This window comes from Curtobacterium sp. L1-20, from assembly GCF_048755855.1.
Lineage (GTDB): Bacteria > Actinomycetota > Actinomycetes > Actinomycetales > Microbacteriaceae > Curtobacterium.
In genome coordinates, this window is sequence record NZ_CP151473.1 from 1,832,792 (window position 1) to 1,845,050 (window position 12,259).

The 12,259-nt window shown below is 65.5% G+C and carries 6 protein-coding genes and 3 rRNA genes; 8 read left to right on the forward strand and 1 reads right to left on the reverse strand.

Translation table 11 applies throughout. The features are described from left to right. The first annotated feature begins 213 nt into the window (after window positions 1-213). Both AAEP86_RS10220 and AAEP86_RS10225 read left to right on the forward strand, forming a co-directional pair. Window positions 214-402, forward strand: coding sequence for a hypothetical protein (locus AAEP86_RS10220; RefSeq protein ID WP_420370425.1), 189 nt, complete (start codon window positions 214-216; stop codon window positions 400-402). Window positions 403-517: 115 nt separating this feature from the next. Continuing rightward, window positions 518-1,399, forward strand: a complete 882-nt coding sequence (locus AAEP86_RS10225) for an alpha/beta fold hydrolase (RefSeq protein ID WP_420370426.1) — start codon at window positions 518-520, stop codon at window positions 1,397-1,399. Here AAEP86_RS10225 and AAEP86_RS10230 read toward each other — a convergent pair. After that, window positions 1,392-2,933, reverse strand: coding sequence for a PLP-dependent aminotransferase family protein (locus tag AAEP86_RS10230; RefSeq protein ID WP_420370427.1), 1,542 nt, complete (start codon window positions 2,931-2,933; stop codon window positions 1,392-1,394). The two genes, AAEP86_RS10225 and AAEP86_RS10230, sit on opposite strands and share 8 nt — an antisense overlap. A gap of 22 nt (window positions 2,934-2,955) precedes the next feature. Between AAEP86_RS10230 and AAEP86_RS10235 the strand changes: the two genes are divergently transcribed. The 6 genes from AAEP86_RS10235 (at window position 2,956) to rrf (ending at window position 12,093) form a co-directional block, all read left to right on the forward strand. Next, on the forward strand, window positions 2,956-3,690 hold the full coding sequence (locus AAEP86_RS10235) for a pyridoxamine 5'-phosphate oxidase family protein (protein ID WP_420370428.1): 735 nt from the start codon (window positions 2,956-2,958) through the stop codon (window positions 3,688-3,690). Window positions 3,691-3,903: 213 nt separating this feature from the next. Further along, window positions 3,904-4,884: a C40 family peptidase gene (locus AAEP86_RS10240; protein ID WP_420367234.1), complete on the forward strand. Its 981-nt coding sequence runs from the start codon at window positions 3,904-3,906 to the stop codon at window positions 4,882-4,884. Between the two features lie 124 nt (window positions 4,885-5,008). Then, complete coding sequence (gene rlmN / locus AAEP86_RS10245) at window positions 5,009-6,241, forward strand: 23S rRNA (adenine(2503)-C(2))-methyltransferase RlmN (protein ID WP_420367235.1); 1,233 nt, start codon at window positions 5,009-5,011, stop codon at window positions 6,239-6,241. 475 nt (window positions 6,242-6,716) lie between these two features. Continuing rightward, a 16S ribosomal RNA gene (locus AAEP86_RS10250) occupies window positions 6,717-8,238 on the forward strand. 470 nt (window positions 8,239-8,708) lie between these two features. Next, window positions 8,709-11,837: ribosomal RNA gene (locus AAEP86_RS10255) — 23S ribosomal RNA — on the forward strand. 139 nt (window positions 11,838-11,976) lie between these two features. Next, window positions 11,977-12,093, forward strand: a 5S ribosomal RNA gene (gene rrf, locus AAEP86_RS10260). Together the 16S, 23S and 5S rRNA genes form the textbook arrangement of a ribosomal RNA operon. Window positions 12,094-12,259: the final 166 nt, after the last annotated feature.

Sequence of the window (12,259 nt, forward strand, 5' to 3'; positions counted from 1 at the left end):
TTGTATGCGAACAATCACCCCGCCGACCGGGGTACCGAGCAACGCGAGCAGTCCGTCCACGAAGCGCGGTTCGCCCGGCCGGCCCGCGCCAGCGGTCCTACGCGCGGGTAGCGTCCCGAGCACGGGGATCGTTCCGCGACCCGTCTCGACGTGGCCGTCCCGGGGGGAGTCGGTCACGATCCCGAGCGGGACGCCGTGACCAGGGAGCACGACATGCCGAACACCACGACCTACGAGTCGAACGACGACGTCCAGCCGGTCCGCGTGACGACCTACCGTCACCTGCGCAAGGCCACGCGGCGCGGATGGGCGCTGCCCACCGACGCCGAGCCCTCGCTCGGCGACCTGGTCCGCATCCGACAGAACCGGTCGACCGACCCGGAGCGCTCGCAGCGCTCGTGAGCGCCCGTTCGCCCCGCCACGAGGGCGGTCCTGTGACCACCATCAGGCCCGACGGGAGGCGCGGGTCGTCTCCGCCTCGCCGGCCCAGCCGTGGTCGCGTGGGTACCGTCGGGTGATGCACTCCGACACGTGCCCGACCGCCGACACCGCCGGGGTCGAGGTCGCCGTCCGCGGGGCCGGCGCGCCCGTCCTCGTCGTCCACGGCACCCCCGGCGGGATCGACGGTGCGCGCATCATGGGGCGGTTCCTGCCGTCCGACGGCTTCCGCGTCGTCGCCCTGTCACGGCCGGGGTACCTCGGCACGTCCCTCGATCCCGCGCGCGCCTCCCTCGACGACGAGGCCGACCGCTACGTCGCCGTGCTCGACCGCCTCGGCATCGACCGCGCCGCCGTCCTGGCGTGGTCCGGTGGGGGACCGGCCGCCTACCGGTTCGCGGCCCGGCACCCGGACCGGGTGCGGTCGCTCGTCGTCGCGGCGGGCCTCTCCGGCCGGTGGGTCCCGCCGAGCCCCGGGCCCCTCGAGTGGGTCGTGACGAGCACTCGGGTCGGGGCGGCCCTGGCGACCGTCGCGGCACGTCTCGCCCCGGCCACGGTCATCCGCGCTGCCGAGGCGGGCGTGAGCTCGCTCCGGGGCGCCGAGCTCCGCGACCACGTCCGCGGAGTGCTGGCCGATCCGGTCCGACGGGCCTTCGTGCTCGACCTCGCGACGACCGGCAACGCCTCCGGAGCCCACCGGCCCGGTTGGGACAACGACGTGCGGAACCTCGGCGCACTGACGGACCTCGGTCTGCGGGACGTCCACGTGCCCACGCTGCTCGTGCACGGCGACGCGGACACCGACGTCGATCCCGCGCACAGCGCCCGGGCCGCGGCGCAGGTGCCGGGGGCGGAGCTCGTCACGCTGCCCGGCGGGACGCACTTCGCCCTGTGGGCGCACCGCGACGCAGCGTCCGTGCAGGAGCGGGTCCGCCGGCACCTGCGGCTCGGTCTCAGCTGACCGGCGGCAGCGACAGTGCTCCGAGGAGCGCGTCGAGGGCCCGGTCGAGCTGCGGCATCGTGAGCGCGCCGTAGCCGAGCACGATGCCGGGCGGCGCACTGCCCGGTGCCACCTCGTACTCCGCGAGGGCACTGACGAGGACCCCGGCGCGTGCCGTCCGGTCCACCACGCCGCGTGCCGGCACCGGAGCCGACCACGTGACCACCGCGTGCAAACCGCCGTTCAGTGCCCGCGCCTCCAGGCCGGCGACCCCGCTGAGCCGCGTCGCGATGCGTTCCCGGCGGTGCGTGTAGTCCCGCCGCACACGGCCGAGGTGACGGCGCAGCGCGCCGGACCGGAGCAGGTGCGCGACCGCCACCTGGACGGGTTCCGCGACGACCGGCCCGCGTGCGGTCCTCGCAGCCACGACGGCGTCCGCTGCGGCACCGGCCGGCAGGACGACCCAGCTGCAGCGGAGCCGTGGGTCGAGTGTCTTCGAGAGCCCGCCGACGTGCACGACGACGCCTGCCGTGTCGAGGGCTGCCAACGCCGGCACGGGGCTGCCGCGGTGCCGGAACTCCGAGTCGTAGTCGTCCTCGACCACGACGGTGCCGGTCCGCGCAGCCCAGGCGAGCAGGCGTTGACGGCGTGCCACGGGCATGACGGATCCGAGCGGGTACTGGTGGGTGGGCGTGACGACGACGGCGTCCACGCTCCCGGCCGCGGCCAGGGCGTCGAGGTCGAGGCCGTCGTCGTCCAGCGGGACCCCGACCAGCACGGCCCCGGCGCTCGTCATCGCTCGGCGTCCGGAGCGGTAGCCGGGGTCCTCGACGGCGATGACCGGCGACCGACCGAGGTGGTTCCGGAGGCCCTCGACGATCAGCGACAGCGCCTCCGAGGTCCCGCCGGTCACGACCACCCGGTCGACCTCGGGTGCGAACCCCCGGCTCAGCCCGGCCTGGGCGGCGATCTGCGCGCGGAGTCCGGGCAGCCCGATCGGGTCCGACAGGGCGTTGCGGAGCGGGGCGTCGGCGGCGGCTCGCCAGGCGGCCCGCCAGTCGCGCTGCGCGATGGCGGTCACGGCCGGGATCCCGGGGCGGCAGTCGAGCAGGACGGCCCGATCCGTCGTGTCGGCCGGCGCGGTCCGGCTCCCGGCAGCGCCCCGGTCCGGGGACTCGACGGCCGACCCGGCGTGCCGGTCCGCCGGACCCGTCGACGGCGCGGCTGGTCGCCCGGCCACGCCGGGACGCACGGTTGCCGGCAACGATCCTTCAGCATCGAGGCCGGGCACGCCGTCGACCACCCGCGCCGCCGCGCCCTGTCGCGTCCGGATCCAGCCCTCGCCGTCGAGCTGCTCGTACGCGGCCACGACCGTGCCGCGCGCGACGCCGAGCTCGGCCGCCAGCGCGCGGGTGGCGGGCAGCGGGTCGCCGGGGCCGAGCGTGCCGTCGCGCACCATCGCACGCACGCGCGCGACCACACCCGCGGTCTTGCCGCGTCCACCGGCCGACTGGTCCACCTGACCACCCCCGATCTGGTCCACGGACCGGACCACCGACGACCCTAGCGTTGCCGGCATGCGCACCACGAGCCTCCCATCCGACCCGTCGCTGACCGTCCGGCGCCTGCGCGACCGGCAGTCCCACGACCCGGCGGACCTGTCCGCCGTCCTCGCCGAGGCGATCGTCGCCCACGTCGGCTTCGTCCGCGGCGGCCACCCGATCGTGCTGCCGTTCCTGTGCGGGGTCGGCGACCTCGGGGCCGGCCCCGTCCTGCTCCTGCACGGCTCGACCGGCGGGGGACTGTTCCTCGACGCGGGAGCCGAGGGCATCGCGGTGTCCGCCACCGTGACGCACGTCGACGGACTCGTCTTCGCGCGCTCGACCTTCGACAGCTCGGCGAACTACCGCAGCGCGATGGTGGTCGGTGCCGCGACCGTCGTGCCGGAGGACCTCCGGGCGGACGCGCTCCGACAGGTCGCCGACCACCTCATGCCCGGCCGCCGGGACGAGGTGCGCGAGATGACCGCCAAGGAGGTCCGGGCCACCCAGGTGCTCCAGCTCCCGCTCGACCGGGCCAGCGTGAAGATCCGCGCGGCGGGCGTGGGGGAGGCCGTCGACGACGGCGAGGACCACGCCGTCTGGGCGGGCGTCCTGCCGCTCGCGGTGCGAGCGGGGTCGCCGATCCCGGGGGACATCGCGGGGGACAGGACGGTCGACGGATCGGTCCGACGGTTCGCGGACCGTCTCGACGCGCTCGCGGCCGACCGGGAGGCGCGGATCACCGCCGTCATGCGACCCACTCCCGCCTGACGGCTGGCATCCGGGGCCGTGGGCGTCGCGCGTCGCGCCTCGGCACGGCCTCGGAGGGGGGTCCGAACGGCCTGCGAGCGGCGCTCGTCCCTGTGACGAACCGCAGGAACCGGCCGCCGCTGCCCAGCCGGGATCAGGTTCGTGACCAATACGTTATCTTCCCGAGTCGCCCGACCACCCGCTCGGGTCGGCTCGTCCGACCCGGAAGGAACCATGGGACGCCACGCACTCCCCACCGCACCCGACGCCGTCGTCACCCCCACCACTCCTGCCGCTCCCGGTCCGGTCGTCCGGGCGACCGTCCCCGCCGAGCCGACGTCCGCACCGATCGAGCCCGCTCTTCGTCGCCCCCGCGGCCGCCGATCGGCGTTCGGACCGGCCGTCGCCCGGTCGACCTTCGTCGAGCACACGACGCCCCGACCCGTCGTCGCGCCGTCGCAGAGCCGTCCGGTCGCCTCGAGCGCCGTCGCCGGCACGGCGGTCCTCAGCCGCTCCGCCGCCCTCCGCGCCGAGCGTGCGATCGACCCGAAGCACATCCGCCGCGCCGCGACCGCGAAGCGCGCAGCGATCCTCCTCGCCCCGGCCCTGGCGGTCACCTCGAGCCTGACGCTGGCGGTCCCGGCGAACGCCGCGACCCCGTCGACCGAGGCGCACCACGGCACCACGACCTCGCAGCAGGCGCAGACGTACACCGTCGCCCGCGACGTCCAGGTGCCGGTCGTGCAGACCGACGGCATGACGACCACCACGACGATCGTGTCCTACCCGACCATCGTGACGAAGTTCGGCGTGAGCACGCAGCAGGCCGAGGACGCCATCTCGAAGGTCCTCTCCGCCGGCGGCGCCCGTGCGACCGTCGTCTCGACCGCGCTGCAGTACATGGGCGACCCGTACGTCGAGGGCGGCGCGAGCCACCAGGGCATCGACTGCTCGGGGCTGACGATGGTGGCGTACGCGGCCGTCGGCATCCCGCTCGTGCACTACGTGCCCACGCAGGACGCCGCGGCGACGACGATCCCGGAGTCCGAGGCACAGCCGGGTGACCTCGTGGTCTACGACAACGAGGACCACGTCGGCATCTTCCTCGGCGACGGCCTCGTGCTGCAGGCGCCGCACCCCGGCGACCCGGTCGACATCGTGCCGATGTACTCGGCCGCGCACCACTTCGCACGGGTGCTGCCCGCGGGGGCGTGACCCGACCGTCCGACCGCCGCGGCCGGTGCGCCGGGGCCGACCCGCGCCTCCCGGCCGACAGCCGGTCACCCGTCGTCCGCACCGGTGTCCCCGGGACCTTGCGCGGCTCCCGTAAACTGGAGTGATGGCTCCCGACACCCGCACCCCGTTCGAACAGCAGCAGTCTGCTCGGCCGCAGGTGCGTCCGCGCACCGAGGGCTGGACCCAGGCGACCGACACGGCCGGCCGCCCCCTGCTGCAGTTCGCCTCCCCGAAGAAGGGGAAGCCGCCCGTCCACCTCGCCGACATGACGGTCGAGGAACGCGTGGCGAAGGTGAAGGAGCTCGGCCTGCCCGGCTTCCGTGCGAAGCAGCTGGCGACGCACTACTTCACGCACTACACGTCCGACCCGGCGAAGATGACGGACCTGCCGGCCGCCCAGCGCGACGAGCTCGTCGCCGGGATGCTGCCGCCGCTCCTCACCGAGACCCGTCGCCTCGCGACGGACAAGGGCGACACGATCAAGTTCCTCTGGAAGCTGCACGACGGTGCCCTGGTCGAGTCGGTGCTCATGCGGTACCCGGGCCGGATCACGCTGTGCGTGTCGTCGCAGGCGGGGTGCGGCATGAACTGCCCCTTCTGCGCGACGGGGCAGGCGGGGCTCACCCGCAACATGTCCACCGCCGAGATCATCGAGCAGATCGTCCGCGCGAACGCCGCGATCGCCGCCGGGGAACTCGGGGGCGACCCGCGCAAGGGCGGACAGGACCGCGTCGACGCCGAACGGGTGACGAACATCGTGTTCATGGGCATGGGGGAGCCGCTCGCCAACTACAAGCGGGTCATGGACGCCGTCCGGATCATGGTGGCGCCGCAGCCGGACGGTCTCGGCATGAGCGCCCGTGGCATCACCATCTCGACGGTCGGGCTCGTCCCCGCGATCAAGAAGCTCGCCGACGAGGACATCCCGGTCACCTTCGCACTGTCGCTGCACGCGCCGGACGACGAGCTCCGCGACGAGCTGATCCCGGTCAACTCACGGTGGAAGGCCGACGAAGCGATCGACGCCGCGCACGAGTACTTCGTCAAGACGGGTCGACGTGTCTCGATCGAGTACGCGCTCATCAAGGACATGAACGACCACGCGTGGCGAGCCGACCTGCTCGCCGAGAAGCTCAACAAGCGCGGCAAGGGCTGGGTGCACGTCAACCCGATCCCGCTCAACCCGACCCCCGGCTCCGTGTGGACGTCGTCCGAGGTGCACGTGCAGGACGAGTTCGTCCGTCGGCTCAACGCTGCCGGCATCCCGACGACCCTCCGGGACACCCGTGGCAAGGAGATCGACGGAGCATGCGGTCAGTTGGCCGCGGCCGAGTAGACGGCAGGTCGACCACGATCCGAGGCACGGTGCGTTCGCGCACCGTGCCTCGTCTCGTTCCCCGTGGTTCCGGGCCTCCAGGGGCCGACACGCCCGGGATGCGACCTGGGTTGGTGCTGCCGTTCACCTCTGCGTAAAGTAATCACTCGTTGCCGCTGAGGCGGAGAACGGAACGGCCGAGACGGTCACCTGGTCACAGACCCGGAGATCTTGTCCGCCACGGTTCTTCCCCGGGCAACGAGAATCCAAAGCCTCTCTGGCGGAACACCTTGATGGTGTCGAGTGGGGAGTGCGTCTGGTCCTTGAGAACTCAACAGCGTGCACATTGTCAATGCCAATTTATTGACCCCGTGCCTGATCGGCCTTTTGGTTGGTTGGGTCGGAGACAATTCCTTTTGGATTGAAGATTGTCAGTAGACAGTCAACAGTCAGAATCAACTCGGTCTGATGCCTTCGGGTGTTGGGTCTGTATTTTTTTACGGAGAGTTTGATCCTGGCTCAGGACGAACGCTGGCGGCGTGCTTAACACATGCAAGTCGAACGATGATGCCCAGCTTGCTGGGTGGATTAGTGGCGAACGGGTGAGTAACACGTGAGTAACCTGCCCCTGACTCTGGGATAAGCGTTGGAAACGACGTCTAATACTGGATATGACTGCCGGCCGCATGGTCTGGTGGTGGAAAGATTTTTTGGTTGGGGATGGACTCGCGGCCTATCAGCTTGTTGGTGAGGTAATGGCTCACCAAGGCGACGACGGGTAGCCGGCCTGAGAGGGTGACCGGCCACACTGGGACTGAGACACGGCCCAGACTCCTACGGGAGGCAGCAGTGGGGAATATTGCACAATGGGCGAAAGCCTGATGCAGCAACGCCGCGTGAGGGATGACGGCCTTCGGGTTGTAAACCTCTTTTAGTAGGGAAGAAGCGAAAGTGACGGTACCTGCAGAAAAAGCACCGGCTAACTACGTGCCAGCAGCCGCGGTAATACGTAGGGTGCAAGCGTTGTCCGGAATTATTGGGCGTAAAGAGCTCGTAGGCGGTTTGTCGCGTCTGCTGTGAAATCCCGAGGCTCAACCTCGGGCTTGCAGTGGGTACGGGCAGACTAGAGTGCGGTAGGGGAGATTGGAATTCCTGGTGTAGCGGTGGAATGCGCAGATATCAGGAGGAACACCGATGGCGAAGGCAGATCTCTGGGCCGTAACTGACGCTGAGGAGCGAAAGCATGGGGAGCGAACAGGATTAGATACCCTGGTAGTCCATGCCGTAAACGTTGGGCGCTAGATGTAGGGACCTTTCCACGGTTTCTGTGTCGTAGCTAACGCATTAAGCGCCCCGCCTGGGGAGTACGGCCGCAAGGCTAAAACTCAAAGGAATTGACGGGGGCCCGCACAAGCGGCGGAGCATGCGGATTAATTCGATGCAACGCGAAGAACCTTACCAAGGCTTGACATACACCGGAAACGGCCAGAGATGGTCGCCCCCTTGTGGTCGGTGTACAGGTGGTGCATGGTTGTCGTCAGCTCGTGTCGTGAGATGTTGGGTTAAGTCCCGCAACGAGCGCAACCCTCGTTCTATGTTGCCAGCGCGTTATGGCGGGGACTCATAGGAGACTGCCGGGGTCAACTCGGAGGAAGGTGGGGATGACGTCAAATCATCATGCCCCTTATGTCTTGGGCTTCACGCATGCTACAATGGCCGGTACAAAGGGCTGCGATACCGTAAGGTGGAGCGAATCCCAAAAAGCCGGTCTCAGTTCGGATTGAGGTCTGCAACTCGACCTCATGAAGTCGGAGTCGCTAGTAATCGCAGATCAGCAACGCTGCGGTGAATACGTTCCCGGGCCTTGTACACACCGCCCGTCAAGTCATGAAAGTCGGTAACACCCGAAGCCGGTGGCCTAACCCTTGTGGAAGGAGCCGTCGAAGGTGGGATCGGTGATTAGGACTAAGTCGTAACAAGGTAGCCGTACCGGAAGGTGCGGCTGGATCACCTCCTTTCTAAGGAGCATCTGGCATCGTCGTGTCCTTCTGTTGGAGGGTGTGGTGGTGTCCAGGCGCCGAGTAACCCGAACGTGGTTGCCGGTAGCTCATGGGTGGAACATTGACAGTGCAGTCGTCAGCGCAGCTGCCGATCTCAGTACGTCCTGCTTGCAGGTCGGGAACGGGTTGGTGGGGAGCGCAGGTGGCTGGTGCACGTTGTTGGGTCCTGAGGGACCAGGCTTCCTGCCAGGGGTGGGGACACGTTGTGTGTTCTTGCTGGTGGTGGGGGTTGAGCCGTGCGGAGTGATCCGTGCTGGTTCTTCGAGTGGGCTGCATGAAGCTGACGCGTTGGCGTTGGGGGAGTGTGGTGCCGATCGTATGTTGAGAACTACACAGTGGACGCGAGCATCTTAGATCGCTCGTGATGATGACGAAGCCTTTCGGGGTGGTTGTTGTTGTTTCGAGTCGATCGCAATTTTAATCTTTGTGGTCAAGTTTCTAAGAGCAAACGGTGGATGCCTTGGCATCTGGAGCCGAAGAAGGACGTAGAAATCTGCGATAAGCCTCGGGGAGCTGATAATCGAGCTGTGAGCCGAGGATTTCCGAATGGGGAAACCCCGCTGGGCGCTTTTGTGACCTGGTGACTCCCGCCTGAATATATAGGGCGGGTAGAGGGAACGTGGGGAAGTGAAACATCTCAGTACCCACAGGAAGAGAAAACAACATGTGATTCCGTGAGTAGTGGCGAGCGAAAGCGGATGAGGCTAAACCGATCATGTGTGATAGCCGGCGGGCGTTGCATGGTCGGGGTTGTGGGACACGTCTCTCAGTTCTGCCGGACTGGGGCGGTTACAGCGCATCATAGTCGAACTGGTTGGAAAGCCGGGCCGTAGTGGGTGATAGCCCCGTAGACGAAATGGTGTTATGGCCGGATGTGTATCCCAAGTAGCACGGGGCCCGAGAAATCCCGTGTGAATCTGTCAGGACCACCTGATAAGCCTAAATACTCCCAGATGACCGATAGCGGACAAGTACCGTGAGGGAAAGGTGAAAAGTACCCCGGGAGGGGAGTGAAATAGTACCTGAAACCGTTTGCTTACAAACCGTCGGAGCCTCCTTGTAGGGGTGACGGCGTGCCTTTTGAAGAATGAGCCTGCGAGTTAGTGATATGTGGCGAGGTTAACCCGTGTGGGGCAGCCGTAGCGAAAGCGAGTCTGAATAGGGCGAATCAGTCGCATGTCCTAGACCCGAAGCGAAGTGATCTATCCATGGCCAGGTTGAAGCGACGGTAAGACGTCGTGGAGGACCGAACCCACTTCAGTTGAAAATGGAGGGGATGAGCTGTGGATAGGGGTGAAAGGCCAATCAAACTTCGTGATAGCTGGTTCTCTCCGAAATGCATTTAGGTGCAGCGTTGCGTGTTTCTCGCCGGAGGTAGAGCTACTGGATGGCCGATGGGCCTCAACAGGTTACTGACGTCAGCCAAACTCCGAATGCCGGTGAGTGAGAGCGCAGCAGTGAGACGGTGGGGGATAAGCTTCATCGTCGAGAGGGAAACAACCCAGACTACCAACTAAGGCCCCTAAGCGTGTGCTAAGTGGGAAAGGATGTGGAGTTGCACAGACAACCAGGAGGTTGGCTTAGAAGCAGCCACCCTTGAAAGAGTGCGTAATAGCTCACTGGTCAAGTGATTCCGCGCCGACAATGTAACGGGGCTCAAGCACACCGCCGAAGTTGTAGATTTCGCACACCGATAAGCCTTCGTGGTTCAGTCGTGCGGAGTGGTAGGAGAGCGTCGTGTGGCGAGTGAAGCGGCGGAGTGATCCAGCCGTGGACGCTACACGAGTGAGAATGCAGGCATGAGTAGCGAAAGACGGGTGAGAAACCCGTCCTCCGAAAGACCAAGGGTTCCAGGGCCAGGTTAATCCGCCCTGGGTAAGTCGGGACCTAAGGCGAGGCCGACAGGCGTAGTCGATGGACAACGGGTTGATATTCCCGTACCGGCGAACAACCGCCCAAGCTAATCCAGTGGTGCTAAGAGTCCTAACCCGGTATCAGCGGATCCCTTCGGGGTGATGCGGTCCGGTCTAACGCTCGACCCCATGCTGGTGCGGCTAGCGTATGAACAGGTGTGACGCAGGAAGGTAGCTGAGCCAGGCGATGGTATCCGTAAGGTGAACCTGGTGTAAGGATGTAGGGCTGACGATAGGCAAATCCGTCGTCTGTATGCCTGAGATCCGACGCGTATCCGTAAGGGGAAATCAGTGATCCTATGCTGCCGAGAAAAGCATCGACGCGAGGTTGCAGCCGCCCGTACCCGAAACCGACTCAGGTGGTCAGGTAGAGAATACCAAGGAGATCGAGAGAATCGTGGTTAAGGAACTCGGCAAAATGCCCCCGTAACTTCGGGAGAAGGGGGGCCGGACACGTGATACGGACTTGCTTCGTTGAGCGTTGAAGGCCGCAGAGACCAGTGGGAAGCGACTGTTTACTAAAAACACAGGTCCGTGCGAAGTCGCAAGACGATGTATACGGACTGACGCCTGCCCGGTGCTGGAAGGTTAAGAGGAGGGGTTAGCCTTTGGGCGAAGCTCTGAATTTAAGCCCCAGTAAACGGCGGTGGTAACTATAACCATCCTAAGGTAGCGAAATTCCTTGTCGGGTAAGTTCCGACCTGCACGAATGGCGTAACGACTTCCCAGCTGTCTCAACCGCGAACTCGGCGAAATTGCACTACGAGTAAAGATGCTCGTTACGCGCAGCAGGACGGAAAGACCCCGTGACCTTTACTACAGTTTGGTATTGGTGTTCGGAGTGGCTTGTGTAGGATAGGTGGGAGACTGTGAAGCGGGCACGCTAGTGTTCGTGGAGTCATTGTTGAAATACCACTCTGGTCACTTTGGATGTCTAACGTAGGACCCTGATCGGGTTCATGGACAGTGCCTGATGGGTAGTTTAACTGGGGCGGTTGCCTCCCAAAGAGTAACGGAGGCGCCCAAAGGTTCCCTCAACCTGGTTGGCAATCAGGTGGCGAGTGTAAGTGCACAAGGGAGCTTGACTGTGAGACTGACAGGTCGAGCAGGGACGAAAGTCGGGACTAGTGATCCGGCAGTGGCTTGTGGAAGCGCTGTCGCTCAACGGATAAAAGGTACCTCGGGGATAACAGGCTGATCTTGCCCAAGAGTCCATATCGACGGCATGGTTTGGCACCTCGATGTCGGCTCGTCGCATCCTGGGGCTGGAGTAGGTCCCAAGGGTTGGGCTGTTCGCCCATTAAAGCGGTACGCGAGCTGGGTTTAGAACGTCGTGAGACAGTTCGGTCCCTATCCGCTGCGCGCGTTGGAAATTTGAGAAGATCTATCCCTAGTACGAGAGGACCGGGATGGACGAACCTCTGGTGTGTCAGTTGTTCTGCCAAGGGCACCGCTGATTAGCTACGTTCGGACCGGATAACCGCTGAAAGCATCTAAGCGGGAAGCCGTCTTCGAGATGAGATTTCCATGCACCTTGAGTGTGAGAGGCTCCCAGCAGACTACTGGGTTGATAGGCCGGATGTGGAAGCGGGGACTAACGACCCGTGGAGCTGACCGGTACTAATAAGCCGAAGACTTGACAACACAACTATTTCCCACACCCTCACGGGTGTGGGGCTCGCGTCCACTTTGTGGTTCCCGACAGACGATCGGGAACACGAAACTGAACACCGCATGCATGCGGGAACAGCTTCATGATTCCAAGCGATTGGGTCGAAGGTGTTCCGGTGGTCATAGCGAGAGGGAAACGCCCGGTCACATTCCGAACCCGGAAGCTAAGCCTCTCAGCGCCGATGGTACTGCAAGGGGGACCTTGTGGGAGAGTAGGACGCCGCCGGACTCAACGTGCAACACCAGGGAACCCCTGACCATCCGTGGTCAGGGGTTTTCTGCGTTTTCGGGGGACTCAGCGGAGCGGATCCGGTTGTGCGTGGGAGCTCATCGATGGCCCCCGCGCCCTCGGTCGCAATAGGCTGTCGATCCGGGTACAGCGATTGGGGGAGCGC